Annotated in this window: 21 protein-coding genes and 1 tRNA gene; 6 read left to right on the forward strand and 16 right to left on the reverse strand. The window is 68.3% G+C overall.

What is annotated here, in order from left to right; translation table 11 throughout:
- Genes HGN31_RS15015 through HGN31_RS15025 form a run of 3 tightly spaced genes read right to left on the reverse strand, consistent with a single transcriptional unit; the run spans position 1 to position 2,007 of the window.
- Positions 1 to 822 (reverse strand): DUF72 domain-containing protein, encoded by an 822-nt coding sequence (locus HGN31_RS15015; RefSeq protein WP_168783723.1) that lies wholly within the window; start codon positions 820 to 822, stop codon positions 1 to 3.
- On the reverse strand, positions 822 to 1,166 hold the full coding sequence (locus HGN31_RS15020) for a putative quinol monooxygenase (RefSeq protein ID WP_081969382.1): 345 nt from the start codon (positions 1,164 to 1,166) through the stop codon (positions 822 to 824). The genes HGN31_RS15015 and HGN31_RS15020 overlap by 1 nt, the downstream gene beginning before the upstream one ends.
- A gap of 4 nt (positions 1,167 to 1,170) precedes the next feature.
- On the reverse strand, positions 1,171 to 2,007 hold the full coding sequence (locus tag HGN31_RS15025) for a hypothetical protein (protein ID WP_168783724.1): 837 nt from the start codon (positions 2,005 to 2,007) through the stop codon (positions 1,171 to 1,173).
- A 680-nt stretch (positions 2,008 to 2,687) separates the two neighbouring features.
- Between HGN31_RS15025 and HGN31_RS15030 the strand changes: the two genes are divergently transcribed.
- Complete coding sequence (locus HGN31_RS15030; RefSeq protein WP_168783725.1) at positions 2,688 to 2,852, forward strand: hypothetical protein; 165 nt, start codon at positions 2,688 to 2,690, stop codon at positions 2,850 to 2,852.
- A gap of 239 nt (positions 2,853 to 3,091) precedes the next feature.
- On the opposite strand, the gene guaA is transcribed toward HGN31_RS15030, so the two are convergent.
- Both guaA and HGN31_RS15040 read right to left on the reverse strand, forming a co-directional pair.
- Positions 3,092 to 4,651, reverse strand: coding sequence for a glutamine-hydrolyzing GMP synthase (gene guaA / locus HGN31_RS15035; RefSeq protein ID WP_036732517.1), 1,560 nt, complete (start codon positions 4,649 to 4,651; stop codon positions 3,092 to 3,094).
- A gap of 189 nt (positions 4,652 to 4,840) precedes the next feature.
- Positions 4,841 to 5,449 (reverse strand): thiamine phosphate synthase, encoded by a 609-nt coding sequence (locus tag HGN31_RS15040; RefSeq protein WP_074827021.1) that lies wholly within the window; start codon positions 5,447 to 5,449, stop codon positions 4,841 to 4,843.
- Positions 5,450 to 6,323: 874 nt separating this feature from the next.
- Here HGN31_RS15040 and HGN31_RS15045 point away from each other — a divergent pair.
- The 3 genes from HGN31_RS15045 to HGN31_RS15055 all read left to right on the forward strand — a co-directional run bounded on the left by HGN31_RS15045 (position 6,324) and on the right by HGN31_RS15055 (position 10,376).
- Positions 6,324 to 7,091: an RNA methyltransferase gene (locus HGN31_RS15045; RefSeq protein WP_168783726.1), complete on the forward strand. Its 768-nt coding sequence runs from the start codon at positions 6,324 to 6,326 to the stop codon at positions 7,089 to 7,091.
- A gap of 646 nt (positions 7,092 to 7,737) precedes the next feature.
- On the forward strand, positions 7,738 to 8,883 hold the full coding sequence (gene ctaA, locus HGN31_RS15050; protein ID WP_036705109.1) for a heme A synthase: 1,146 nt from the start codon (positions 7,738 to 7,740) through the stop codon (positions 8,881 to 8,883).
- A complete protein-coding gene (locus tag HGN31_RS15055) occupies positions 8,880 to 10,376 on the forward strand; it encodes a carboxypeptidase M32 (protein ID WP_211096308.1) in 1,497 nt (498 codons plus the stop codon). Before ctaA ends, HGN31_RS15055 begins: the two co-directional genes overlap by 4 nt.
- Before the next feature lie 103 nt (positions 10,377 to 10,479).
- Here HGN31_RS15055 and HGN31_RS15060 read toward each other — a convergent pair whose 3' ends face one another.
- From HGN31_RS15060 to HGN31_RS15075, 4 genes are all read right to left on the reverse strand, one after another.
- A complete protein-coding gene (locus tag HGN31_RS15060) occupies positions 10,480 to 11,142 on the reverse strand; it encodes an SDR family NAD(P)-dependent oxidoreductase (protein WP_394320942.1) in 663 nt (220 codons plus the stop codon).
- 82 nt (positions 11,143 to 11,224) lie between these two features.
- Entirely contained in the window at positions 11,225 to 12,580 is a 1,356-nt protein-coding gene (locus tag HGN31_RS15065; RefSeq protein ID WP_036705115.1) for a glutamine synthetase family protein, read from the reverse strand.
- 37 nt (positions 12,581 to 12,617) lie between these two features.
- On the reverse strand, positions 12,618 to 13,238 hold the full coding sequence (locus tag HGN31_RS15070; RefSeq protein WP_168783727.1) for an FMN-binding negative transcriptional regulator: 621 nt from the start codon (positions 13,236 to 13,238) through the stop codon (positions 12,618 to 12,620).
- Positions 13,238 to 13,975 carry a type 1 glutamine amidotransferase gene (locus HGN31_RS15075; RefSeq protein WP_168783973.1) on the reverse strand — a complete coding sequence of 246 codons (738 nt, stop codon included), beginning with the start codon at positions 13,973 to 13,975 and terminating at the stop codon, positions 13,238 to 13,240. The genes HGN31_RS15070 and HGN31_RS15075 overlap by 1 nt, the downstream gene beginning before the upstream one ends.
- Positions 13,976 to 14,141: 166 nt before the next feature.
- Here HGN31_RS15075 and HGN31_RS15080 point away from each other — a divergent pair, with 166 nt between their 5' ends.
- Together HGN31_RS15080 and HGN31_RS15085 are read left to right on the forward strand one after the other, a co-directional pair.
- Positions 14,142 to 15,287, forward strand: coding sequence for an aminotransferase class V-fold PLP-dependent enzyme (locus HGN31_RS15080; protein WP_036713111.1), 1,146 nt, complete (start codon positions 14,142 to 14,144; stop codon positions 15,285 to 15,287).
- A gap of 61 nt (positions 15,288 to 15,348) precedes the next feature.
- Positions 15,349 to 15,438 (forward strand) — tRNA-Ser (locus HGN31_RS15085).
- Positions 15,439 to 15,671: 233 nt separating this feature from the next.
- On the opposite strand, the gene HGN31_RS15090 is transcribed toward HGN31_RS15085, so the two are convergent.
- The 7 genes from HGN31_RS15090 to HGN31_RS15120 all read right to left on the reverse strand — a co-directional run bounded on the left by HGN31_RS15090 (position 15,672) and on the right by HGN31_RS15120 (position 25,130).
- Positions 15,672 to 16,861 (reverse strand): IS3 family transposase gene (locus HGN31_RS15090; RefSeq protein ID WP_168781936.1). Its coding sequence is split into 2 segments (ribosomal slippage): positions 15,672 to 16,609 and positions 16,609 to 16,861, totalling 1,191 coding nucleotides; the frame shifts between segments, so codons are not numbered across the junction.
- Between the two features lie 121 nt (positions 16,862 to 16,982).
- Positions 16,983 to 17,699 (reverse strand): M48 family metallopeptidase, encoded by a 717-nt coding sequence (locus HGN31_RS15095; protein ID WP_168783728.1) that lies wholly within the window; start codon positions 17,697 to 17,699, stop codon positions 16,983 to 16,985.
- Positions 17,696 to 20,920 carry a type I restriction endonuclease subunit R gene (locus tag HGN31_RS15100; RefSeq protein ID WP_168783729.1) on the reverse strand — a complete coding sequence of 1,075 codons (3,225 nt, stop codon included), beginning with the start codon at positions 20,918 to 20,920 and terminating at the stop codon, positions 17,696 to 17,698. The genes HGN31_RS15095 and HGN31_RS15100 overlap by 4 nt, the downstream gene beginning before the upstream one ends.
- A complete protein-coding gene (locus tag HGN31_RS15105; RefSeq protein WP_168783730.1) occupies positions 20,917 to 21,756 on the reverse strand; it encodes a DUF3800 domain-containing protein in 840 nt (279 codons plus the stop codon). Before HGN31_RS15105 ends, HGN31_RS15100 begins: the two co-directional genes overlap by 4 nt.
- A complete protein-coding gene (locus HGN31_RS15110; RefSeq protein WP_168783731.1) occupies positions 21,753 to 23,030 on the reverse strand; it encodes a restriction endonuclease subunit S in 1,278 nt (425 codons plus the stop codon). Before HGN31_RS15110 ends, HGN31_RS15105 begins: the two co-directional genes overlap by 4 nt.
- Positions 23,023 to 24,540 carry a type I restriction-modification system subunit M gene (locus tag HGN31_RS15115; RefSeq protein ID WP_168783732.1) on the reverse strand — a complete coding sequence of 506 codons (1,518 nt, stop codon included), beginning with the start codon at positions 24,538 to 24,540 and terminating at the stop codon, positions 23,023 to 23,025. The genes HGN31_RS15110 and HGN31_RS15115 overlap by 8 nt, the downstream gene beginning before the upstream one ends.
- Positions 24,540 to 25,130 carry a restriction endonuclease subunit S domain-containing protein gene (locus HGN31_RS15120; RefSeq protein ID WP_168783733.1) on the reverse strand — a complete coding sequence of 197 codons (591 nt, stop codon included), beginning with the start codon at positions 25,128 to 25,130 and terminating at the stop codon, positions 24,540 to 24,542. The genes HGN31_RS15115 and HGN31_RS15120 overlap by 1 nt, the downstream gene beginning before the upstream one ends.
- Positions 25,131 to 25,180: the final 50 nt, after the last annotated feature.

Raw genomic sequence — 25,180 nt, forward strand, 5'->3', positions numbered from 1 at the left:
TCAGCCCACCCGCCGGATCAGCTCGAGGGCGGCGAGGGGATTGAGCGCCTTGTGCCCCGAGATCACGAACAGGAACACCTCGCGCGGGGCGCCGTCGCCTAGCGGCGCGCCGAGCGGGGCGAGCCCCTCGGGCTGCTGCCCGGACGCCAGTTGCCCCGCCCGGCGCGCCCACAGGTCGAGCGCCCGCGGCGCGTAGCCGGCCTTGTAGCGCTCGGTGGTCCCCATGATCCGCAGATAGCTGAAATCCGCCGTCTGGTCGGCGATCATCGGATAGTCGCTGTCGGCGGCGAGCACGATGGCCACGCCCCGCGCCCGGCAGGCCGCGACCACCTCCTCGCACGCGAACGAGGGGTGGCGCAGCTCGACCGCGTGGCGCAGCCGCTGGTCGCCCGCCTGCGCCGGCAGCAGTTCGAGGAAGGCCGCGAAATCCTCAGGATCATAGGCCTTGGTCGGCGCGAGTTGCCACAGGATCGGGCCGAGCGCCGTGCCCAGCCGGTCGATGCCGCTGTCGGTGAAGCGGCGGATCGACTCGCCCGCCTCGGCCAACTTGCGCTTCTGCACGGCGTAGCGCGGCGCCTTGAGCGCCAGCACGAACCCCTCGGGCACCGCTGCGCGCCAGGCGGCGAAGGTCTCAGGCGTCTGGGTGCGGTAGAAGGTGCCGTTGACCTCGATCGCGGTCAGGCGGCTGGCGGCGTGGGCGAGCTGGTCGGTCTTGCGGAGCCCCGCGGGATAGAAGGTGTCGTTCCAGGGCTCGAAACTCCACCCTCCGACGCCGATGCGGATCGGGCCCTCCGCGTCGGCGGTGCGGGCGGGGCGCGCCATCAGGCGGCGTCGATGCGGTGGATCGAGCGCGCGATCCCCGCCGTGGCGGCGCCCCAGGGGCTGGCGGTGGTGCGGGCCTTGTGGGCCTTGAGCGCGGCCTCGTCGGCGAACAGCTCCTCGACCTGCCAGACGAGCGGGTCGTCGGTCTGGCTCAGCGCGAAATGCAGGCAGCCCGGCTCGGCCCGGCTGGCCGCGATATGGTCGGGGGCGTGGGCGAGCACCGCCATCAGCTCGCCCGCATCGGCGCAGGTGAGCCGCCCCGACAGCGCCACCTGCGCGCCGGTCGGCGCGGGCCGGCCGTGGCTGGCCGAAGGGCCGTGATGCTGTCCGCAGGCGCAGGTCATCGGCTCACCTCGCTATGAGAGCGGCGAAATCGGGGAAGCGGCGGCCCGCGTCAGGGCTGGGCGCAAGGTCCAGCGCCTCGGCGGCGGCATAGGGATCGTCGCCGGTGCCCGGGTGGCAGGCCTTGAGATAGCGCAGGCTGACCGCCTCGCTCGCGCCGAAGACCTGCGGCAGGTCGAGAACCTGCCAGCTGCCGTCTGCCTCGGCAAAGGCCGGGCGGCGAGGCGAGCAGAAATACTGGTCGGTGAACGGCGCGCTCCAGTCGAGGCCCGCCTCGGGATGGGCGGGGTAGTCGCCGGGATATTCGGCCGAGGCCGCGCGCGCCGTGACCTCAACCCGCTTGCCGGGGATCGCGGCGCTGCCCTCGCCGATCTGTCGCGCGGCCGACTGGATGACCCAGGTGCAGCCGCCCATGTGGCAGCGCGCGCCGAAGGCCGTGCGGCGTTCCGCCTCGGTCGGCGGTGTGCCGCCCCTGGCGCCAGCGCCCGGGGCGTCGCCCGGGTCGCGGACGCAGACGGTGAGGCCGGTGGCGGCCCAGCAGGCGCCATCCGTCTGCCGCCGGGCGGTGCCCCACGCCCGGCCGTCCGACCCCGAGAGCCGACGCCGTCCCTTGCCGGTCACCTCGAGCGACAGGCTTTCGGCGCCCCCGAAGCGGCGGCCGTCGTCCATGCGGATGTCGAAGCTGCCCCCCTTGCGCGGGGTGAAGCGGCACGGCCCGTCGATGCGGGTGCCGCCCAGCGCGACCTCGCACAGCGCGGCCTGCGGGGCGGCGGTGACAGGGGTTGCCGACAGGCCTGCAAAGAGGGCGATGGTCAAGGCGAGGAGCGTCGGTCTGGGGGTCATCGTCTCGTCTGCCGCGCGGGTTCGAGGGGAGGATGCGCCAGCCCGGCGGCGATGCCAAGAGGCGGGTGGGCGGGGCACGCGTCGGGTCCAGTGGCGGTAGGATGGTTGGGGCGGTGAGGCATCAACCGATAGGATCGCAAGGCATGCAGCAATGCCAACGGCCAGGAGGGTCCGTTCGAGGCGGGTCGTTGGGGTCGGCACGCTAAGCCGTCCGGCGACGAACCCGTCGGCGGGAACGAGGCGCTCGGAAGACGAGGCGGTCAAAGAACGGGCGTTCGGCAGTCAGGAGGTGGGCGCCGATGTGTCCGCGCGGGCCGGGGTCTCGAACGACCGCTTTCCCCAACACGCACCGCGCTCGGCGCGCCGGCCGCCGTATCTCCGGCAGCAGGCGATGCGGCCTTGCATCAAGCAGGGTGCGCACACCGGGAGGACTGCTGTTGTTTACTGTTCGGAGTGTCATCGAATCCGATGGATGGCAGGTCGTAGGGCAGTCAGCGACTAGCGTTTGCAACCATAGCGGATCACCTCGCCGCCCAAGACGAACACTTCGCGGATAGTGTCGCTCGGGGTGGTCATCGTGTCGATGCCCGGGGGGTGGGCCGGGGCCTGCCCATTGAGACGAGGCCAACTGCGCGGTGCTAACCCCCACATCCTTGAGCGGCGAGGACCAACTTGGCGACATGGCCTTCAAGGTGGCCGGCACCGAGAAGGGCAGCCCCAGCCTGCAGATGGAGATCAAGGTCCAGGGCATCAGGCCCGACATCATGGAAAAGGCGCGCCCGGCTGACACGGCATCAGCCTCTCAGCCTCTCAGCCTCTCAGCCCTTAAGTCGCGGAACCCATGATCCGAGCATCATTCCGCCGTGCAATCCATTACCCGTGCCATCCGTCAGCCGGGCAACGCACGAACCGCGCAGACTATCAGCGGTGCACCCCCTTAGACGCGCAGTCCATCAGCCGTGCGGGCCCGTGAGAGACGACGCATCCTATGAGCCGCGCATCCTATGAGCCGCGCAGCCCCTCAGCCGCGCAGCCCCTCAACCACACACCCGCCGGACCGCACTCCCACGACAAACAGCCGCCCCTACTCCCACTCGATCGTCCCTGGCGGCTTCGACGTGATGTCGTAGGTGACCCGGTTGATCCCCTTGACCTCGTTGATGATCCGCGTCGCGGTCTCGCCGAGAAAGGCGTGAGAGAAGGGATAATAGTCCGCCGTCATCCCATCGACCGAGGTCACCGCGCGCAGCGCGCAGGCAAAGTCGTAGGTGCGCCCGTCGCCCATCACCCCCACGGTGCGGACCGGCAGGATCGCGACGAACGCCTGCCAGATCTCGTCGTAGAGCCCGTGCCGCCGGATCTGGTCGATGAATACCGCGTCGGCCTGGCGCAGGATCTCGAGCTTCTCGCGGGTGATCTCGCCCGGGCAGCGGATGGCGAGGCCGGGGCCGGGGAACGGGTGGCGGCCGATGAACTTCTCCGGCAGGCCGAGTTCGCGGCCGAGCGCGCGGACCTCGTCCTTGAAGAGCTCGCGCAGCGGCTCGACCAGCTTCAGGCCCATCTTCTCGGGCAGGCCGCCGACGTTGTGGTGCGACTTGATCGTGACCGAGGGGCCGCCGGTGAAGCTGACGCTCTCGATCACGTCGGGGTAGAGCGTCCCTTGCGCGAGGTATTCGGCCCCGCCCACCTCGGCCGCGTGCTTCTGGAACACGTCGATGAAGAGCCGCCCGATGGTCTTGCGCTTCACCTCGGGGTCGCTGACGCCCTCGAGCGCGCCCAGGAACAGCTCGGATTCGTCGGCGTGGACGAGCGGGATGTTGTAGGCGTCGCGGAACATCGCCACGACCTCCTCGGCCTCGCCCTGGCGCAACAGGCCGTGGTCGACGAAGACGCAGGTGAGCTGGTCCCCGATCGCCTCGTGGATCAGCACCGCCGCGACCGAGCTGTCGACCCCGCCCGAGAGTCCGCAGATCACCTTGCCGCCGCCGACCTGCTCGCGGATGCGGCGGATCGCCTCGTCGCGGTAGCCGGCCATCGTCCAGTCGCCGGTGAACCCCGCCATGCGCACGAAGTTTTCCAGCATGACCCGGCCGTTCGGGGTGTGGTGCACCTCGGGGTGGAATTGAACGGCGTAGAAGCTGCGGGCCGGGTCCGCGATCATGGCGAAGGGGGCGTTGGGCGAGGTGCCGATCACCTCGAAGCCGGGGGCGAGCGCGGTGACGCGGTCGCCGTGGCTCATCCACACCTCCTCGCGCCCGGCGGCGAACAGCCCGGCGAAGATCCCGTCGCCCGAGTGGCCCGGTGCCGGGGTCACGAAGGCACGGCCGTATTCGGCGTGGTGGCCGGCCTCGACCGAGCCGCCGAGCTGCGCCATCATCACCTGCTGGCCGTAGCAGATGCCGAACACCGGCACCCCCATCTCGAACACCGCCTGCGGGGCGCGGGGGCTGCCGGGGCGGGTCACGCTGTCTGGCCCGCCCGACAGGATCACGGCCTGGGGCGCGAGCGCCCGCAGGGCCGCGTCGTCGAGGCTCTGGTACGGGTGGATCTCGCAATAGACGTTCAGTTCGCGCAGGCGGCGCGCGATCAGCTGCGTCACTTGGCTGCCGAAGTCGATGATGAGAAGGCGCTGGTGCTGGGTCATGGGCCGCTGTTACGCCGCGCATCCGCGCCGGGCAAGGGGCTGGCTGGTGCGCGCGCCATGCCGCCGCGCAGGCGCAGGGAATCAGCAGAAGGGTCAGAAGCCACAGCATCCGTGCAGGCTGGCACGGGGCGGGTGAAGATCAGGTTAAGCGCGTCAGCCGCGGATAGCTGCTAGCGCCGCGGCCCCGGTTCAGACGGGCCAGAGCGCGCTCAGCGCCTCGGCCGGGTCGGGCGCCTGCCAGATTTCCGGCCCCAGGGCGATGAAGTCCGCGACCGGCCAGACGGCGCGGATCAGGGCCGCGTCGAGGGCGCCTTCCGCCACGACGGGCACCTCGATCACCTCGGACCACCACTGGAGAAGTTCGAGATCCACCGGGGTTCCCGGGCCCAGCGCGGTCGGGCCGAGGGGGCCGAAGCTGACGTAATCCGCCCCCGCCTCGCCGGCGTTCATCCCCTCGTGCCGCGAGGCGCCGCAGAAGGCGCCGACGATGGCATCGGCGCCGAGTTCCTTGCGGGCGTGGCGGACGCCGCGCGCGCCCTGGGTCAGGTGCACCCCGTCGAGCCCGTGGCGGGCGGCGAGTGCGACGTGGTCCTCGATCACCACGGCGACGTCGCGGGCGTGGGCGATCTCGCGGGCGAGGTCGGCGATGCGGGCCAGTTCGGCCTCATCGCCGGCGCCCGAGAGGCGGAGGCAGGCGACGGGGTGTGCGTCGAGCACCGCGGTCAGACGGGGCGCGAGTTCCGAGGCCGGCAGGCGGGCCGGGGCGATGAGGTAAAGCTGCGGGGCGTCCTCGGTCATCTGCGGCTCTCCTGTCGGGCTGGGGACGGGGGATAGCGCAGCGTGGCGGGCGGGGGAAGGGCCGGTTGGTTGGGGCGGGGGCGACGGGACACGCGCAACGTTCGGTGGAGGCGGGCGAGCGGGCAACGGGGGCGGTGCGCAACGCTCGAAGATGGTTAGATTTCATGGATTGGCATATGAATAGATTGAATATTGTAGAAATCCGTTATGCACGACCCGTTCACCGTTCGTGCATCGTTCATGCGATGTTCATGCACAGTTCATGCGAACGATTTGGCGCTTCAGTCCCGCCAAGCTCCGCGCCGTGAGGACGAGACTTCCTAGGCACGCGGGGGCGTGTCGCGCGAATGCGGACGATGACCCGCCTGCCTCCGTCGGACGCGGGCACAACCGAAAAGCGGCCTCTCCGGCGATCAGCTTGCAGCCGTCGCGTGGGGCGACGAGGGGGGCCGCCGCGGGTGGCGCGTGCTGATCCCTGTTGCTCTGCTGTGGGCCGCGCGGAGGGGCGGTCAGGTGGGAGCTTTTTCGGGGGCGAGGCAGCCGCGGCGTGAGTGATGCACGGGACCAGGTTGCACCGCCGACGAGCCTTTTGAATATCGCTGTCCCGGGGCCGTTACACGCGCCGAGGCGCCACCCGGAGATGCCGTGCGGGGCGCCGGGTCCGCCACGTTGATGTGCGGCGCGAGGCCGCGGCCAAGACGCCGATCTGACTCGCCGACGCGCGTCCGCTAGGGGCGGCGGAAAAGAGGCTCGTGCCAGCAGGGGACGCGGCGCCTTCGATCGGGACCAGTTTAGGGGCGGCGTGGACGGCGACGGCCGGCGGAACCCGCCGCTCACCCTTGCCCGCGCGGCCGGGTTTCGCTACCGCGCGGCCATGTCCATCACCCCCGTTCAACCCGTCGTCATCCTCGTGCGCCCGCAGATGGGCGAGAACATCGGCGCCGCCGCGCGCGCGATGCTGAACTTTGCCCTGACCGACCTGAGGCTCGTCGCGCCGCGGGACGGGTGGCCGAACCCGCGGGCGGTCGCCATGGCCTCGGGCGCGGCGGGGCAGGTGCTCGACCGGGCGCGGGTATTCCCGACGCTGGCCGAGGCGATGGCCGACATCGACACCGCCTATGCCACCACGGCGCGGGGGCGCGAGTTGACCAAGCCCGTCCACACCCCCGCCACCGCCATGGCCGAGGCGCGGGCGCTGACCGCGGAAGGGCGGCGGGTGGCGCTGGTCTTCGGGCCCGAGCGGGCGGGGCTCGACAACGACGACATCGCGCGTGCCAGCGCCATCGTGACGGTGCCGGTCAACCCCGCGTTCCCCTCGCTCAACCTCGCGCAGGCGGTGCTGCTGATGGGCTACGAGTGGGGCCGCGAGGCGCTGCCGCCCGAGCCTGCGCCGGCGGGGCGCCGCCCGGCGGGCGAGGTGCCGGCGACGCGGCTCGAGATCGAGCGGCTCGCCGATCACTGGGAGGAGCGGCTGACCGCGGCGCGGTTCTTCTTTCCCGAGGACAAGGCGGCCTCGATGCGGCTGACGCTGCGCAACCTGTGGTCGCGGCTGCCGCTGACCCGGGGCGACGTGCAGATCTTCCACGGGATGATCCGCCAACTGACCTGGCGCGGGCGGGACGGAGACGGGCCGGGGGCGTGAGGGCGTCGCGGGGCTGCTGACGGGAAGCCGGGGTCTGGGGCGGCTAGAACGGGCGGCCGCTTGGAGGCAAAACGCGGAGCGGTATGAGGCGCCCGCCGGAGTGACAGAGGACCTGCCGGATGCGGTGGCCCCGGCGTCATTTGGGTATTAGGGCCAGAAAGAAGCCGGACCCTTCAGTCTGCCGGAGGCGCTGCGTTTTGTCGGGAAGGGGCGTCCGTGCTGGCCGGCGCACCCTTCCCTTGAGCCTGCGGCGCTCAATCGCCGTCCCGGCGCCAACCGCGCGCTACCCCCGCCCGCCCGCACCCGCGTCGCCCCGGAGCCGACCACCCGCCACCCCAGTCCGCCCGCACACCGGCCAGCCCTGCGGCCACCGCGTTACCCCCGCGCGCCGCACCCTTGCCATCTTGGCACACGTGCCACCTCAGCCCGCGCCACCCCGACGCGAACGACGCGCTAAGCGAGGCCGCCCGCACATTGACCCCAGCGCCGGCCATGCGCCGCCGTGGCTCCGCTCGCGCCGCCCCGACGCTATCCGCCGCGCCGCCCCGGCAGCCGCCCTCACCCCCTCCGATTGACCTTTCCCCCCGCCAAGGCCACTGTGCGCCCGCAATTCGACCCCCCACACCTGCCCAGGAACACCCTCAACATGGCCAAGCGCCCGATCTTTCAGGAGGTCTCGGACCTCGCCCCGGCGGCGCAGCTTCCCCAAGGCGGGATGATCGACGCCGCCCCCAAGGGCGCGCGCGGCGCCATCCGGGCCTGGCTCGTGGTGCTCTTCGTCATGGTCGCGGCGATGATCGCCCTCGGCGGCGCGACGCGGCTGACCGGCTCGGGCCTGTCGATCACCGAGTGGAAACCCGTGACCGGCGTCCTGCCGCCGCAGGGCGAGGCCGCCTGGACGGCCGAGTTCGAGAAATACCAGCAGATCCCGCAGTTCCATCAGGAGAACCCGACGATGGACCTCGCCGGGTTCAAGCGCATCTACTGGTGGGAGTGGGCGCACCGGCTGCTCGGGCGCGCGGTCGGCGCGGTCTGGGCGCTTGGGTTCCTCGGGTTCTGGCTCACGAAGCGCATCCCGCCGGGCTGGACCCCGCGGCTGCTGACGCTGGGGGCGCTCGGCGGGCTGCAGGGGCTCGTCGGCTGGTGGATGGTCAGCTCGGGGCTGGTGGCGGGGATGACCTCGGTCGCCTCGTACCGGCTGGCGGTGCACCTCGGGCTCGCCTTCGCCATCCTCGGGCTGATCGCCTGGTACGTGCTGCAGCTGTCGCGGCCCGAGGCGGCGCTGATGCGGGCGCGGCGGGCGGGCGAGCCGAAGCTCTTTTCCATGTCCACCGGGCTGATGCACCTCGCCTTCGTACAGATCCTGCTCGGCGCGCTGGTGGCGGGGATCGACGCGGGGCGGCAATACACCGGCTGGCCGAAGATGGGCGGCGAGTGGGTGCCGGCGGCGATCTGGGACAGCGCGCTCGGCTGGCGCAACTTCTTCGAGAACGCGGCGACGGTGCAGTTCACCCACCGGATGGTGGCCTATCTGCTGACGATCTTCGCGGTGGTGGTGTGGCTGCGCGCCCGCCGCTCGCCGCATCCGGTGACACGGGGGGCGTTCACGGTGATGCTCGCCGCGGTGGCGTTCCAGGTGGTGCTGGGCATCGTCACCATCATGCATGGCGCGCCCCTGCCCGAGGCGCTGGCCCACCAGCTTGGCGCGGTGGCGCTGTTCGTGCTGATCATCCGCGCCCGCCACCACGCGCGCTATCCATTTGAAACCAGTGTCCGGGGGACCATCCGATGAGCAACTCCACCTCTGCGATGGTCGAGCTGATGGCGTTCCAGCGCCAGACCGAGGCGCTGTCGGCGGTGGCCGAACGGCTCGCCTGGGACCAGGAGACGGTGATGCCGCGCGGCGCCGCCGAGCAGCGGTCCGAGGAGATGGCGGCGATGGAGGCGGTGCTGCACGAGCGCCGCACCGACCCGCGGCTGGGCGAGTGGCTGGACGCCGCCACCCCCGAGAGCGACCGCGAGGCGCGCATCCTCGAGCTGATCGGGCGCGAGTTCGCCCGGGCGAGCGCGATCCCGGCCGATCTCGCCACCGAGATGGCGCGGCTGACGAGCCTTGCGCAGGGGATCTGGGCGCAGGCGCGGGCCAACGACGCGTCGGGGGATTTCCTGCCGACGCTCGACCAGATCGTGGTGCTGAAGCAGGACGAGGCGGCGGCGCTGGTCGCGGCGGGGTTCGGCGGCGGCGATGCCTATGACGCGCTTCTGGACGACTACGAGCCGGGGATGACGCAGGCCGAGCTGGAAGCGCTCTACGCCGAGATGCGGCCGCGGCTGGTCAGCCTGCGCGAGGACGTGCTGGGGGCCGAGAACCCGCCCGCGGCGCTCGAGGGGCGGTTCCCGCAGGAGATGCAGCTGAGGCTCGCGCGGGCCTGCGCCACGGCCTTCGGTTATGACTGGAACCGCGGCCGGCTGGACATGGCGGTGCATCCGTTCTCGTCGGGGCGCTGGCAGGACAGCCGGATCTCGACCCGGGTGGTCGAGGCGGACCCGTTCAACTGCATCTACTCGACCATCCACGAGGTCGGCCATTCGAGCTACGAGCTGGGGATCGACCCCGACCACGCCTTCACGCCGCTCGGGCGGGGGGTGTCGATGGGGGTGCACGAAAGCCAGTCGCGCATCTACGAGAACCAGATGGGGCGGGGCCGGGCGTTCACCGGCTGGCTCTACCAGCGGATGTCGGACATGATGGGGGGGCTGTCGGTCGCGGATGCGGATGCGTTCTACCGCACCGTCAACCGGGTCCAGCCGGGCTACATCCGCACCGAGGCCGACGAGGTGCAGTACAACCTGCACATCATGATGCGCTTCGACCTCGAGCGCGACCTCATCTCGGGTCGGCTGTCGGTGGATGACCTGCCCGAGGCGTGGAACGCGCGCTTCCTCAAGGATTTCGGCGTGGCGGTGGACCGGCCGGCGAACGGGATGCTGCAGGACGTGCACTGGTCGGTGGGGCTCTTCGGCTACTTCCCGACCTATGCGCTGGGGAACGTCTATGCCGGCTGCCTGAACGAGGCGATGCGGGCGGCGGTGCCGGACCTCGACGAGAGCCTCGCCCGCGGCGAGGCGGGGCCGGGGGTCGAGTGGCTGCGCGAGAACCTGCAGCGCCACGGCGGCCTGCTGCCGCCGCGCGAGCTGGTCGAGACGGCGACCGGCGCCGCGGTCAGCCCCGAGCCGCTGCTCGACTATCTGGAAGAGAAGTTCGGGGCGATCTACGGCCTGTAAACGCCACCGAGGCGGGGGCCGGGCGCAGCGCCCCCCCTCGGGCTGGACTTAAATATCCCCGCCGGAGGCTCCCCAGCCCGCCACCCCGCGCAGGAAGGTCGGGTCAGAGACCGAGTTCGCCGAGGATACGGTCGGCCTCGGTGCCGCAGGGGGTCAGCGCGGCGCGGTCCTCGCCGGGGTAGAAGCGGGCGCGCACGCCGGTCGGCATCGGCGCGGGCGCGGCGATGACCACGCGCGGGCCGAGGCGCGCGGTTTCCGCCTGCCAGCTCCGCGCCAGCGCCATCTGCGCGGCCTTGGTGGCGCCGTAGGCGCCGAAGAAGGGCTGGCCGCCGCGCGCATCCTCGAAGAACAGCGCCGTGCCGCCGCGGGCGCGCAATAGCGGCTCGAACAGCGCGATGAGCCCGTGAGTGGCGGCGAGGTTCACGGCGATGGATTTCTCCATGTCCTTCGGATCGACATGGGGGGCGGGGGCGAGCGGGGCCGCGTGGATCGCCGCGTGCACCCACAGGTCGATGCCGCCCCAGCGGTCGAGCACGGCGCGGGTCAGCTGGATCATCGCCTCGGGGCTGGCCACGTCCATCGGCGCGAGCGTCGCCTCGCCGCCGCGGGCGCGGATGCGGTCGTCGAGCTCCTCGAGCGCGCCGGTGGTGCGGGCGACGGCGACGACGTGGTGGCCGCGCCCGCCGAGCCGCTCGGCGAGGGCGGCGCCGAGGCCGCGCGAGGCGCCGGTGACGATGGCAAGCTTCTGGTCGGACATGGCGGGCACCCCTCTTTGCCCGCGGGGCTTGCCACCGCGCGGCCCGCGCCGCAAGACCCCGCCCGCACGTGCAGCGCCCGGCGCCGCCGGGTCAGACGTTCAGCAACAGGTGCTCACGTTCCCACGGGCTGATGACCTGCAGGAACTCCTTGTATTCGTTGCGCTTGACCGATTCGTAGACGGCCACGAACTCGGAGCCGAGCACCTCGCGCATCGGCGCGCTCTCGACCATTTCGTCCAGCGCATCGCCGAGGTTCGTGGGCAGCTCGTCGTCGCCCATGTAGGCGTCGCCCAGGCATTCGGCGCGCGGGTTGTCGGACTCGACCAGCCCGAGGTAGCCGGTGGCGAGCGACGCCGCGATCCCGAGATAGGGGTTGCAGTCCATCCCGGCGAGGCGGTTTTCCACCCGCCGCGCGTCGGGGCCCGAGATCGGCACCCTGAGCCCAGTGGTACGGTTGTCGCGCCCCCATTCGAGGTTGATCGGCGCCGCGAAGTCGGGGACGTAGCGGCGGTAGCTGTTGACGTAGGGCGCAAGCAGCGCGACCGCGGCCGGCAGGTGGCGCTGCATCCCGGCGATGAAATGCAGGAAGGCGGGCGTCTCGCGGCCCTTCTCGTCCGAGAAGATGTTGCGGCCCGTCTCGGCCTCGACCACCGAGTGGTGGATGTGCATGGCGCTGCCCGGCTCGCCCTCGATCGGCTTGGCCATGAAGGTGGCGAAACAGTCGTGGCGCAGCGCCGCCTCGCGGATCAGGCGCTTGAAGAAGAAGATCTCGTCGGCCAGCTTGACCGGGTCGCCGTGGGCGAGGTTGATCTCGACCTGGCCCGCGCCGCCCTCTTGCAGGATCCCGTCGATCTCGAACCCCTGCGCCTCGGCGAAGTCGTAGATGTCGTCGATGACCCGGCCGTATTCGTCCACCGCCGACAGCGAATAGGCCTGCTTGGCCGCCGCCCGCCGCCCCGAGCGGCCCATCGGCGGCTGGATGGGCTGGTTCGGGTCGATGTTGCGGGCGACGAGGAAGAACTCCATCTCGGGCGCGACCAGCGGCTTCCAGCCCTTGTCGGCGTAAAGCTGGACCACGCGCCGCAGGACGTTGCGCGGCGCGACCGGCACCGGGTTGCCCTGCTGGTCATAGGCGTCGTGGATCACCTGCAGCGTCACGTCCGCCGTCCACGGCGCCGCGGTCGCGGTCTCGAAGTCGGGGACGAGGATCATGTCGGGCTCGGTGAAGGCGCCCGAGGGGTTGTCGGCCCATTCGCCGGTGATGGTCTGCAGGAAGATCGAGTTCGGCAGGTAGAAGCTTTCCTGCCGTGCGAACTTGGACGCGGGCATGGCCTTGCCGCGGGCGACGCCGGCGATGTCCGAGACGATGCACTCGACCTCATCGAGGCGGCGGCCGTCGATATAGGTCTGCGCGGCGCGGGGCAATCGGGTCAGCCAGTCTGACATCGGGGACTTTCCGCCGGGGCTGCCGGCTTGATCGGGTTCAGGGTGTCAGGGGGATGTGGTCGGCCATCGCGTGGCCGGCGCGGGCGAGGCCGTGCGCCACCCCCGCGCGGTCCGCGGCGCTGCGGTTCTGGCTGGCCTTCCACTTGCCCGCCAGCGCGGTCATCGGAAGCTCCAGCCCGACGATCCCGCGCAGCTGCGCCGCGACGAAGGGGGCGGGCGCGTCAGTGACCGACCACGGGTCGGGGCGCTCGGCCTCGAGCCGGTCGGTCAGATCGGTGACCTGGGCCGCGAGCCAGTCGGGTTCGTCGATCACCCGCGGCACGCCGCGGACCTGCACCATGAGGAAGTTCCAGGTCGGCACGACCCGGCCATGTTCGGCCTTGCTGGCGTACCAGCCGGGCGAGACATAGGCCTGCGGCCCCTGGAACACCGCGAGGACCGGGCGACCCGCCGCCTGCGCCGCGCGAAGCTCGGCCAGCTGGGGGTTGGCGCGGGCCAGATGGGCGCGCAGGACGCCGCCCTCGGCGGTCATCGGGATGAGGTTGGCGGTCGGCCCGGTGTCGTCCCCCGCCGTGACCAGCAGCGCCAGCGGATGCGCGGCGATCAGCGCCGACAGCACCTCGGGGCGCGTCTCGTCGAAGGCGGGGGGCGTGTACATCAGGCGGCCGTCTCGCGGTCGGGACGGGCGGCTGCGTCGGGTGTGGCGGCCGGGACCGGCGCCCGCGCGCGGGGGGTGCGGAAGAACGCCTCGATCCGGTCGGCCACGAGCCGCGCGTCGGCGCTGCCGCGGCGGGCGCGCGCAGCCTCGATCAGCGGCTCGGGGACGCTGCCGCCGCGATGCTCGATCAGCCCGTCGATGAAGGCGTCGGGAAACTCGGGGTGGGCCTGCACCGAATAGGCGCGGTTGCCGTAAAGCAGCGCGGCGTTGGCGCAGAAGGGGCTGGTGGCGACCACCTCGGCCCCCTCGGGCGCGGTCACCACCTGGTCCTGGTGCCAGGCGTTCAGCGTCACCGTCTGGCCGGCGAAGTCGTAGTCCTGTGCCCCCACGGCCCAACCGCCCTTGTGCTTCTCGACCCGCCCGCCGAGGGCCTGGGCGATGATCTGGTGGCCGAAGCAGATCCCCACCACCGGCGCCCCGGCGGCATAGGCCGCGCGGATGAAATCCTCGAGCGGGGGGATGAACGGGTGGTCTTCATAGACGCCGTGGCGCGAGCCGGTGATCAGCCAGCCGTCGGCGGCGTGGACGTCGGGGGGAAACTGCATCGCCTCGACATGGTAGCTGTCGAAGTCGAAGCCGCGCCCGCCGAGCAGCCGCTCGAACATCTGGTCATAGTCGCCGAGCGCGCCGCGGATGACCTCGGGCGACTGGCCGGTCTTGAGGATGCCGATCCGCATCGGGGATTGCCTCTGCATGGGGGTGTCTGCCGTTACCGCCAACCTAGGCACGGGGCAGGGGGTGCCGCAAGGGGGCCGCGGGGTGGTGGCCGGGGGTCTCGCGGCGGCTGGCCTTGCCGGGCCGGGGGGGCTAGTCTCGCCCCACAGGCGAGCAGAGGAGCAGGCGATGGACGGATTGCGCCCCGACGGCAAGAGCGTGGTGGACCCCGACGGTCTGATGGAGTTCTCGGTCGTCTTCACCGACCGCAGCCTCAACCACATGTCGCAGAAGTTCCAGGCGGTGATGCGCGACATCTCGGCCATCGCGCGCGAGGCCTACGGCGCCGAGGCGGTGGCCGTGGTCCCCGGCGGCGGCACCTTCGCGATGGAGGCGGTGGCCCGCCAGTTCGCCCGCCACGCCGACGCGCTGATCGTGCGCAACGGCTGGTTCAGCTTCCGCTGGACCCAGATCCACGAGGCCGCCGCGATGGAGGGCGAGGCCGCCGTCGAGATGGCCCGCCCCGCCGGCAATGACCCCCAGCCGGCCTTCGCCCCCCCGCCGATCGAGGACGTGGTGGCCGAGATCCGCGACAGCCGCCCGGCGGTCGTCTTTGCCCCCCATGTCGAGACCTCGGCCGGGCTGATCCTGCCCGACGACTACATCACCGCGCTCGCGGCCGCGGCGCACGAGGTCGGCGCGCTCATGGTGCTCGACTGCATCGCCTCGGGGGCGATCTGGGTCGACATGCGCGCCACCGGCGTCGACGTGCTGATCTCTGCCCCGCAGAAGGGGTGGAGCGCGCCGCCCGCCGCGGGGCTGGTGATGTTCTCGCCCGAAGGCCTCGCGCGGCTCGAGGCGACGACGAGCGACAGCTTCGCGCTGGACCTCAAGAAGTGGCGCGCGATCATGAAGGCCTATGAGGACGGCGGCCACGCCTATCACGCGACGCTGCCGACCGACTCGCTGCTGGTCTTGCGCGACGCGATGGTCGAGACCCGCGAGATGGGGTTCGAGGCGGCCCGTGCGGCCCAGTGGGACCTGGGCGAGCGGGTGCGCGCGGCGCTGGCCGAGCGCGGCTTCGCCTCGGTCGCGGCGCCGGGCTTTGCGGCGCCGGGGGTGGTGGTGAGCCACACGACCGACCCCGAGATCCAGAGCGGCCGCCGCTTTGCCGCGCTGGGGATGCAGATCGCCGCGGGCGTGCCGCTGCAGGTCGGCGAGGGACCGGATTTCCGCACCTTCCGGCTGGGGCTCTTCGGGCTCGACAAGCTGAAGGACGTGGAGGGCACGCTGGCGCGTCTGACCGGGGTGCTGGACCGGCTGGGCGAGGGGTAGCCTGCGGCGGGGCCGGGGCCCTTGCCCCGCGCCGCGCGGCGGGTTACGCAGCCGGGCCGCGGGAGGCGTGGCAGAGTGGTTAAATGCACCGGTCTTGAAAACCGACGTGGGGGCAACCCCACCGTGGGTTCGAATCCCACCGCCTCCGCCACTTGCCCTCGCGAAAGCATTCTCTCGATCCGGCTGCGGCCGGATTTTTCCGTTGTTTTCGAGGGTTATGCGGGAGGGGCTGAGCACCGCCCCCGCTGCTAGGAGGCCTGGAAGCGGTCTCTCCAGGGCGATATTCTCCGGACCTGATGACTGCGCCATTTTGGTGAATTTCTCATAAGCCCCTGTAGATAATGGCGAAATCCAAGCCATTGAAATTGACCTGCCACTGAACTTTCATCCAACGGCGACCTGAGCCCGGTTTTTGTTTACGCCTGTTGGCGCGGGTTGAGCAATCGCCCGGCGCGCGGAGCTTTCATCTCGCGCAGCGGGGCGGGCGATTGCGGGGTTCAGGTTCGCGGCAAACCCTACAGGGGTCTGGTAGCCCAAGGCCGAGTGGGGCCTTTCGGTGTTGTAATCCGTGACCCAGGCAGCGATCAGGTCACGGGCATGGGCGATGTTGCGGAACAGGGCCTCGTTCAGAAGCTCGTCCCGCATCCTGCCGTTGAAGCTTTCGACGAACCCGTTCTGCATCGGCTTGCCCGGCGCAATGTAATGCCATTCGACCTTGTGCTCGGCGCACCACTTCAGGATCGCGTTCGATGTCAGCTCTGTCCCGTTATCGCTGACAATCATTCCAGGCCTGCCGCGGCGTTCGATCAGCGCCGTCAGTTCCCGAGCCACGCGGCGGCCCGAAATCGAGGTGTCCGGGATCGCCGCCAGACATTCGCGGGTGACGTCGTCAACCACGTTCAGCACCCGGAAGCGCCGCCCGCAGGCGAACTGGTCATGGACGAAGTCCAGCGACCACCGTGCATTGGCTCGTGTCTCGATCAGGATCGGTGCCCTCGTTCCGAGGGCCTTGCGGCGCGCTTTGCGTTTACGCACGGTTAAGCCCTCTTCTCGGTAAAGCCGATAGATGCGGTTGATCCCGGATGGCTCTCCCTCGCGCCTGAGCAGCACGAACAGCCGCCGGTAGCCGAACCTGCGCCGCTCGTTGGCCAGATCCCGCAACCGCCCGCGCAGCGCCGTGTCCGGCGCTCGCTGGGACTGGTAGCGCACCATCGTCCGGTCCGCCCCGGCAATCTGGCACGCCCGCCGCTCCGACAGCCCGAGATGGGCCTTCAGGTGCGCGACAGCCTCGCGCTTCACGGCGGGCGTTACCACTTTTTTGACAGCAGTTCTTTCATCGCAGCCATGTCGAGCATCTGGTCAGCCAGCAAGCGCTTCAGCCTGGCGTTCTCGTCCTCGAGTGCCTTCAGCCGCTTCGCCTCCGACACCGTCATCCCGCCATACTTCGCCTTCCAAGCGTAAAATGTGCCTTCCGACATGCCGTGCTTGCGGCACAGATCTGCGCACTTCGCGCCGGCATCATGCTCCTGAAGGATACCGATAATCTGTTCCTCGGTCCGTCGTGCCTTCTTCATCTTCGTCCGTCCTCTCGTTGGGCCGGACTCTAGTCACAGATGGAGGAAAAAGCCCGTGGCAGGTCAAAATTGCTTGGATTGGAGTCGCGTTTGGGGCTGCCGCGACCGGGTTCGGAAGTTCTTAGGCCATGGCCCGTTCCAGTCTCTGCTTCCGGCGCTCCCAGTCGGGCATCACCTTGTCGAGGAGATCGAAGAAGGCTGCCCCGTGATGAGGCTCGGCCACATGGCAGAGTTCGTGGGTGATCACATAGTCGATGGCATCGACCGGCGCCTGCACGAGGCGGCGGTTTAGTAGCAGACGTCCGGCCGGTGACATGGACCCCCATCGCTGCCGGGTCTGACGTACGATGAGACCTTTCGGCCTGAATGCCTCCGGATCCGGGAAGTGGCCGAGACAGAATTCGATCCGCTCCGGGAACTTGATGTGGGCCCGATCCCGGTACCAGGCGTCGACCAGTTCGCGCGTTACTTCCGGCCTGGTCGGCCGATGAGTCTGCACGACGATGAAGCCGCGGATCAGCTTCACGCTTTCCTGGACATGCGGGACGACCTTCAGCCGGTACTGGCGCCCTAGGTAAAGATGCGTTTCTCCGGCCACGAACCTGCGCTCCGGCGTCCGCGGCAGGAATTGGGCAAAGTACCGTTGCTGCCTCGTCACCCATGCCGCGCGCTTCCGCAGCTTGGCTTCGATGGCGTCTAGTGTCGCGTCTTCCGGGGCCGCGATCACCACCGACGCATCCGGCTCGACGGCGATCTCCAGTGTCTTCCTTGGGCGGCGGACGATTTCGTATCGGATCTCCTGCTCACCGTACTGCAGGCAATGCAATTCCGGCGTCATGCTGCGAACCGGGCCCGGGCGAGGTCCATGATCTTCAGTTCGAGCTCGTCGAGCACCTCCACGGGCAGGTCGACGCCCTTTTCGTCGCGCAGGACGTCGAAGAAGTAGTCATCGATGGCGTTCCGCAGATTGTTCTGGGCCACCTCGTTCGACCAGATGTCCACGATCAGGTGGGACTTGATGATGTCGATGATCTGTTGAGCGATCGCTGCGGCATCGTCGCCGGCTACCAGCTCATCGCCTTCGGTCTTCAGCTGACCGTCCAGGATCCCGAAGAACGCCTGCGCATCCTCATCGCCCCGGATGCTTTCCGGAACATCGCGGCCGCGATCCTTGCGCGCGACCTTGCTCGCGAGGTCCACGACGCTGTTCAGGTATTCGCGCTCGGACAGCCGCTTCTCGCGGTAGGTGCGGATGGTCTCTTCGAGCAGCTCGGAGAACTGTTTGTAGAACGTCGGGTCCTCATCCATCTTCTCGGTGATCGCCCGCCGGGTCGCGCTGGCGATGCGATCGGCCCTCGAGGCCTCGGACACCCCCGTCTCTTCGACGACGGCCTTCAGCGCGTCGGGATCGTTGATGTTGACCACCTCGATGATGGTTTCCGCCGGCATTGCCACGACGTGGTCATCAAGGAGCTTCTGGATCTTCGGCTCGAACTCGCGGACATCGACCGTCTCCTGGTAGCGGAGCTGGACCGAGCGCTTGAGTTCGGAGAACTGCTTCCAGTCGCGTTTCAGGGCATCGATCTTGGCCTCGTCGAAGACATCGAACAGCTTGTCGGACGAGAGCGAGATGTGCAGGCAGCGGCTGAATGCCTTGAGGCGCCCGTAGAACTCATGGCGCAGCGCCTCGTCAGCGAGGTGCTGCTCGAACTGCTCCATGTCCTTCTTGTTTCGAACCGGTTTGAAGAGATCCCAGAGCTGATCGTGCAGCTGGGGCAGCTTGCGGATCTCCTCGCGGACGTCATGCACCGTTCCGGCGAGGTCGGCCGCCTCGTAGCCTTCGAAGGCGCTGTACGTCGTCAGCGCACTGTCCAGCTCGCCCAGCAGCCCCTCATAGTCGACGATGAAGCCGAACTCCTTCTCCGTTCCGCCGTCCTCGTAGAGCCGGTTCACCCGTGCAATCGCCTGCAGGAGATTGTGTTCCTTCAGGGACTTGCAGACATAAAGGACCGTGTTCCGGGGCGCGTCGAAGCCGGTGAGGAGCTTGGAGACGACGATCAGGATCTCCGGATCGCCGGAACCCTTGAAGGCATCGATGATCTGGCGATTGTACTCTTCCTCGGTCTTGTACCGCGCCATCATCTGCGACCAGAAGCGGCGGACGAGGTCCTTGGATTCCTGGTCGACCTCCTCGTTGCCCTCGTTCTCATCCGGCGGGGAGATGACGATCGCACTCGACACGTGGCCGATCTCGTCGAGGACCTCCTTGAAGCGGACGGCCGCCGCTTTCGACGGGGCGATGAGCTGCGCCTTGAAGCCGGTCCCCTGCCAGTGCTGGCGATAGTGCTCGGAGATGTCGAACGCCTTGGCTCGGATGGCCTGGTCGGTCTTGGCCAACGCGTCCATTCGGGAGAATTTGCGTTTGAGGTCGGCCTTCTGACTGTCGTTGAGCCCCTCGCTGATCTTCTCGAACCAGCGGTCGATCACGGTGCCAGAGACCTGCTGCTCCACAAGTCGTCCCTCGTAGAGCAGCGGCACGACGGCGCCGTCGGCGACAGCCTCGTCGATGGCGTAGCGGTGGATCAGCCGCCCGAAGGTCGAAAGCGTGTTCTTCTCCTTCTTCAGCAGGGGCGTGCCGGTGAAGCCGAGGTAGCAGGCCTTGGGCAGGAGGCGGCGCATCTTGGCGGCGAACTGGCTGTGGCCGCCGTAGCGCCCCGTCTGCGTCCTGTGGCTCTCGTCGACCAGCACGAAGATGTTCGGGTCGTCGTCCGCCAGCTTGCTGTTCCTCAGCGCCGTGTCGAACTTGTTGATGATTGTGGTGACCAGCGGAGCCTTGTTCTGGACGAGCTCCAGAAGATGAGACCCACTCGTCGCCCGAACCGGTTCGAGGTCACAGGACTTGAAGGTATCCTTGATCTGCTTGTCGAGATCGTCGCGGTCCGTGACGATGATGATCCGCGGGTTCTCGATGCTGCGCTCGAGAGCGAGCGAGCGCCCCAGCATCACCATCGTCAGCGACTTGCCCGAGCCCTGTGTGTGCCAAATCACGCCGCCCTTGCGCGCGCCGCTCAGGTCGCGCTGCTTGACCGTCTCGACCGCGCGCCGGATCCCGAAGAACTGCTGATGGCGCGCAACCTTGCGGACGCCGCCATCGAACACCGTGAAGCGGCGGATGAGGTCGAGCAGCCGCTCGGGGCGACATAGGGCGTACACCGTCCGGTCCTGAGCCGTGACCGCGCGCTCGCCCTCGGCGGCCATCGCGTCGAAGTAGGCGCGTGCATCCGCGAAGTCGCCGGAGAAGATGGCGTCCTTCTCCGCCACGGTGAGCACGCGGTTTGAGAAGGGCGCGATGGCCTCGTCGGTGTCTTCCTCGTCCCGCCAAGTCTGCCAGAACTTCCGCGGCGTGCCGACGGTCGCATAGCGCGCCTCGTTCCGGTTCATGCCGATCAGCAGCTGCGCGAAGTGGAAGAGCTGCGGGATGTTGTCCTCGTTCTGGTAGCCGATCAGCTGGCTGTCCGCCTTCTTCAGGCTTTCGGTCGGCCGCTTGTTCTCGATCACCAGGATCGGGATGCCGTTCACGAACGTGACGATGTCGCAACGCTTGGTCTGGCTCGACGCTGTCCTCTCGACCGAGAACTCGGCAGTGACATGGAAGACGTTGTTCTCCGGCCGCTCCCAATCGATGTAGCGGAACGAGTAGCTCTTCGAGTCGCCGTCGATGGACTTCGTGATGGTCGTGCCGAGGACGAGCGTGTCGTAGATGTCCTGATTGGTGCCCCGGAGCCCCTTCAGGCGATCGGGCGTGGGCTTGAGCCGTCGCATTGCCTCGTGCGCGTCCTCAAGGTCGAAGGCATACTCACGGCCGCGATGCGAGAAGCGGTTGATGCGCATGAGTTGCTCGGCGAGCACATCGTCCAGCACCACGTTCCGCAGCCGCCCGCCGCGCAGGCGCAGTGCCTCGTCCTGCGAGAGCGGCTTAAACCCGAGCGCCACCAGTAGCTGCAGCGCCGGTACCTGGGATTGGTGCTTCTCGCTCGAATTGAAGGTCTCGGGGCTCATAGCGCCCACTCCGGGTGCCTGGCTGCCTTGTAGAATGTAACGCAGGGCGCGTCGGGCGACTGGCCGAGTTTCTCTCGCTGGGGTTCGAGGATATCGACCAAGCTTTGGTAATACGCGGCCTCTCCCGGGTAGGCTTCGCCCGAGGATTTCATCTCGAGGTGCCGACGATACACGTAGCAGATCGCATCGGCGACCTGCACCAGCGAGGAATGGTGCGACTTGATCGCGAAGGCCGTGTTGATGATGTGATCAAACCGATCCGACTTGCTTCGAGGCAGCCAGATTTTCTTTCCGCGCTTGGTTCCCCGGAGCTGGTACAGTCCGTCGTACCAGGCATCTGCATTGTACAGGCCGTCCGAGAGCTGCGGCATCCCGGCCTTGTTGTCGTCGATGATCACGACGGTGAGGCCCTTGCTCTTCTCTTTGCTCTGCATCCTTTTCTGGACGAGTGCGCAGGTGAACATGCCGCCGGCAAGCCAATAGCTCTCACCGAATGGATGACCGCGCCCGGCGGCGCGCGCGGCCTCCAGAGCCGCGAAAGACAAGCCGATGCCGAAGAGTTTTCCGCCGTTGTCGACTGCGAGATTGCAGATGTCGGCGAGGAACGCCTTCCGTTCGTCCGGCGAGATCTTACTCCAGCCGCCCTTCCCGTTGATGAACCTGCTGGTCTTCAGTTCGGTGCTCGATCCCGGATGCTTGGCCAGGAACTCAGCCAACATCTTGTCGAAATCAGCCGTCTTCTTGCGCAGCTTGTAGGCGTCCACCATCAGCCCGCACATGACAAAGACGTCGCTTTCACCCTCTGATCCACTTTCGTCGACGTAGATGAACTTCATTGCGCCACCTCCGTCGCCTCTGTCGTGTTCACGCGCCACTCGCCCGTCAGCAGCTTCTGCATGAGGCCGCGTTTCTGTCGGGTCAGGGCTTCGATCTCGTCTGTGAGAGCATCCAGTTCGCGCCGCGACGTTCGGAGGACATCGGCGATGGCCTCTTGTTCATCCAGCGGCGGGACCGGGAACGGGAGGCGGGAGAACTCGCTCCAGCGGAGGCTTCCGCGCCGGTCTACTGAGGCGCTGGTGCTGACCTCGAAGATGTGCCTGTAGAGTTCGGTCTTCAGAACCGCAAAGGCATATTCGGCATTCACCTGGTCCGGGTCGAAGCGGAAGACAGTGTAGATGGGGCTGACGACGCCGATGTCGGTCAGGTTCTGGAGGCCGATCGACCCTTCCTCGACATGGTTGCTGGGAAAGCCGAAATCGCCGCGCCAGATCTTCTTGTAGCCAGTCAGGTCGGCGCTGAAGACCTGCTTCTTGAAGTACTCCAGCGATCGCACGAAACCGTCGTGTTTCGAGCAGGAAAGGACTTCGTGCTGGTCCCCTCCACCATTCCGTTCCGAAATTTCATCGGCCAGATCACCGATGTGCTGGCAGCTCCAGGATGCGGGAAGCTTAAACCACCGGTACGGCGCGACTTCGTCGGTCCTGCGGAATCGGTCGAGCTGGTTGGCGCCAAAGGCCAACGCCATCGTGAGCCCGCGGTGCCGCCGCGCCTTCGCTGCGCGGAGGGCGTTGAGCTTTTCGAGCGCCTCGTCCCAGGTCCGCAGGATCTCGGCGATCTTGCGCTGTTCGGGGAGTGGGGGAAGGCTGATCTCGATGGATGAGAGATGCCCCTGGTTGACTGACGGAACAGCACTTTCCTGGCTGAACCGCCCAAGGTCCTGCATCAGAAGAAAGTAGTAGAGAAACTCGCCGTCCAATTGCTGCTTGTCCGGTATGGCCGCCATCATGTTGTTGTCGATAGCAGTCGGGAGCCCAAGAATTCGCCGCCTGTTCAGCTTGAGTGCAGCGCCAACCTTCGCGAACACCACGGCCCCCGCAGGCTGGAGGGTGGCACGCAGTTCCCGCAGTGCAGCTGCGGAAACCCAATTCTGGGCCGTGGTTATATACTTCTCGTTGCCGTCGATCGTCAGGTCGCTGACTTTGATGAACGGGTGGTCGCCGCTCGATTGGCCCTGATGGGACTCGCGAAACCCGCTGCCTCCACGAAACGTGCAGACGTCTCCGAGCGTTGTCTCGGGCCAGTCAGTCGCTTGAAATTCCAGGTCACGCATCAACGCCGAGCTCCTTCAGATACCCGGCCATCTTCGCCCGCACCTCGGCCAGTTCGGCCTCGATCCGCAGGATGTCCTTCTGCACGGCGGCGACGTCGATCTCGTCCTCTGGCTCGAAGGTATCGACGTAGCGGGGGATGTTGAGGTTGAAGCCGTTCTCGGCGATCTCCTCCGGGCTCGCCCGATGCGAATACCGCTCGACCTCGGCGCGGGTGGCGTAGGTCTCCAGCACCTTCGCCACATGCGCCTCGTCCATCACGTTCTGGGTCTTGCCCGGCGTGAACTCTTTGCTGGCGTCGATAAACAGCACATCACGCCGGCCTTCGTTCGCGCCGCCTTCCTCGCGCGAGCGGTCGAAGATCAGGATGGCGACCGGGATCCCCGTGGTGGTGAACAGGTTGGCCGGCAGTCCGACCACGGCGTCGAGCAGGTTCTCCTCGATGAGCTGCTGGCGGATGCGCCCTTCGGCGCCGCCCCGGAACAGCACGCCATGCGGCACGATCACCGCCACGCGGCCGGACTGGCGCTTGGCGATCTCGATCATGTGGGTGATGAAGGCGTAGTCGCCCTTGGATTTGGGCGGCACGCCGCGCCAGAAGCGCTTGTACTGGTCGCTGTCGGCGTCCTCCGCGCCCCACTTGTCGAGCGAGAACGGCGGATTGGCGAGCACCACGTCGAAGCGCATCAGGTGGTCGCCCTCGACCAGCGCCGGGCTGTTGAGCGTGTCGCACCACTCGATGCGGGCGGCGTCCTTGGCGTGCAGGAACATGTTCATGCGGGCCAGCGCCCAGGTCGCCCCGTTCACCTCCTGCCCGTAGAGCGCGAAATTCTCGGAGCCAACCTCTTGCGATGCCTGGATCAGCAGCGAGCCGGACCCGCAGGCGGGGTCGCAGATCGTGTTGCCGGGCTGGGGCGCCGCCAGTTTGGCGAGCAGGCGCGAGACGGCGGTGGGCGTGTAGAACTCGCCCGCCTTCTTTCCGGCGTCCGAGGCGAAGCGCGAGATCAGGTAGATGTAGCACTCGCCAATGATGTCCTCTGTCACTCGCGACGGACGCAGGTCGAGGGCAGGCTTGGCGAAGTCCTCGAGGAGGTTCTTCAGGCGGCGGTTGCGATCCTTCGGGCGGCCGAGATTGGCCTCGGAGTTGAAGTCGATGTTGCGGAAGACGCCCTCGAGCTTCGCGCGGTTCGCGTCCTCGATCTTCTCCAGCGCGATGTTGATCAGCTCGCCGATGTTGGCCTCGTTCCGCTGAGCGTAGAGGTCGTAGAAGCTGGCGCCCTCGGGCAGGATGAAGCGCTCCCGCTCGAGGCGGCGGCGAATGCGGGCCTCGTCGTCGCCATACTGCTTGCGGTAGGTCTCGAGGTGGTCGTTCCAGAGGTCCGAAATGTACTTCAGGAACAACATCACGAGGATGTAGTCCTTATACTGGCCGGCATCGACGGCGCCCCGGAAGGTGTCGCAGGCCGCCCAGGCGGTCTGGTTGATCTGCTGTTGCGTAATCTGATCGGTCATCAGGCAATTTCCTTCTGGTCGGCGGCCTTTGCGGCCTCGCCGAGAATGGCGCTTACGAGTTCTTCGCGGCGAGCGGCGAGTTGACGGAGCAGTTGTCCCTCCTGCCGGGCGAGGGCATCGAGTTCAACGATACGTTTCTGCGTGGGCAGGTCAGGCACGGCAATCTCGAGGTTCTCGAGGACCCCCATCGGGATCATCCTGAGGCTTGTGCCCTGCGCTTCCGCGCCGAGCCTGCGCTGCGCGTCGGGCTGGTTGATGGCCCAAGCGAGGTATTCTGGGAGAACGCGGGCCCTGTCAGGGCGAACGATCACCAGCGGAACGATGACCACGACGGGCTCCGGCAGCGAAGCGGGAATGGCCGCCGCGGCGTTCGGCTCGCCACGCGATCGAAAGACGACCTCGCCGCCGCGGACGAAGTATCGGTCGGACAGCTTGGCCAGGTCGTACCTCTGGAAGTCTGGTCCTGGCGCTTCGCCGTTCGTTCCGACGTCACGCAGCTGAAGCGCCGGCACGCCACCCTCCGACAGCGGATCGAGCCTGCCGCGCGCCGTGTAGCCGGAGTGAATGTCCGAGAGCTCCGCGAGCCGCATGAAAGAAACCTCTGTAAGGCGATTTACAGAGATCTAGGAGAACCCGCCCC

It is taken from the genome of Paracoccus sanguinis (assembly GCF_012689545.1).
In the GTDB taxonomy this organism is placed as follows: Bacteria; Pseudomonadota; Alphaproteobacteria; order Rhodobacterales; family Rhodobacteraceae; genus Paracoccus; species Paracoccus panacisoli.

What these genes read in the sequence shown, in the direction of transcription:
- HGN31_RS15015 (WP_168783723.1), bottom strand. Translation starts at nt 822, where the DNA reads ATGGCGCGCCCCGCCCGCACCGCCGACGCGGAGGGCCCGATCCGCATC.
- HGN31_RS15020 (WP_081969382.1), bottom strand. Translation starts at nt 1,166, where the DNA reads ATGACCTGCGCCTGCGGACAGCATCACGGCCCTTCGGCCAGCCACGGC.
- HGN31_RS15025 (WP_168783724.1), bottom strand. Translation starts at nt 2,007, where the DNA reads ATGACCCCCAGACCGACGCTCCTCGCCTTGACCATCGCCCTCTTTGCA.
- HGN31_RS15030 (WP_168783725.1), top strand. Translation starts at nt 2,688, where the DNA reads ATGGCCTTCAAGGTGGCCGGCACCGAGAAGGGCAGCCCCAGCCTGCAG.
- guaA (WP_036732517.1), bottom strand. Translation starts at nt 4,651, where the DNA reads ATGACCCAGCACCAGCGCCTTCTCATCATCGACTTCGGCAGCCAAGTG.
- HGN31_RS15040 (WP_074827021.1), bottom strand. Translation starts at nt 5,449, where the DNA reads ATGACCGAGGACGCCCCGCAGCTTTACCTCATCGCCCCGGCCCGCCTG.
- HGN31_RS15045 (WP_168783726.1), top strand. Translation starts at nt 6,324, where the DNA reads ATGTCCATCACCCCCGTTCAACCCGTCGTCATCCTCGTGCGCCCGCAG.
- ctaA (WP_036705109.1), top strand. Translation starts at nt 7,738, where the DNA reads ATGGCCAAGCGCCCGATCTTTCAGGAGGTCTCGGACCTCGCCCCGGCG.
- HGN31_RS15055 (WP_211096308.1), top strand. Translation starts at nt 8,880, where the DNA reads ATGAGCAACTCCACCTCTGCGATGGTCGAGCTGATGGCGTTCCAGCGC.
- HGN31_RS15065 (WP_036705115.1), bottom strand. Translation starts at nt 12,580, where the DNA reads ATGTCAGACTGGCTGACCCGATTGCCCCGCGCCGCGCAGACCTATATC.
- HGN31_RS15070 (WP_168783727.1), bottom strand. Translation starts at nt 13,238, where the DNA reads ATGTACACGCCCCCCGCCTTCGACGAGACGCGCCCCGAGGTGCTGTCG.
- HGN31_RS15075 (WP_168783973.1), bottom strand. Translation starts at nt 13,975, where the DNA reads ATGCGGATCGGCATCCTCAAGACCGGCCAGTCGCCCGAGGTCATCCGC.
- HGN31_RS15080 (WP_036713111.1), top strand. Translation starts at nt 14,142, where the DNA reads ATGGACGGATTGCGCCCCGACGGCAAGAGCGTGGTGGACCCCGACGGT.
- HGN31_RS15095 (WP_168783728.1), bottom strand. Translation starts at nt 17,699, where the DNA reads ATGACGCCGGAATTGCATTGCCTGCAGTACGGTGAGCAGGAGATCCGA.
- HGN31_RS15100 (WP_168783729.1), bottom strand. Translation starts at nt 20,920, where the DNA reads ATGAGCCCCGAGACCTTCAATTCGAGCGAGAAGCACCAATCCCAGGTA.
- HGN31_RS15105 (WP_168783730.1), bottom strand. Translation starts at nt 21,756, where the DNA reads ATGAAGTTCATCTACGTCGACGAAAGTGGATCAGAGGGTGAAAGCGAC.
- HGN31_RS15110 (WP_168783731.1), bottom strand. Translation starts at nt 23,030, where the DNA reads ATGCGTGACCTGGAATTTCAAGCGACTGACTGGCCCGAGACAACGCTC.
- HGN31_RS15115 (WP_168783732.1), bottom strand. Translation starts at nt 24,540, where the DNA reads ATGACCGATCAGATTACGCAACAGCAGATCAACCAGACCGCCTGGGCG.
- HGN31_RS15120 (WP_168783733.1), bottom strand. Translation starts at nt 25,130, where the DNA reads ATGCGGCTCGCGGAGCTCTCGGACATTCACTCCGGCTACACGGCGCGC.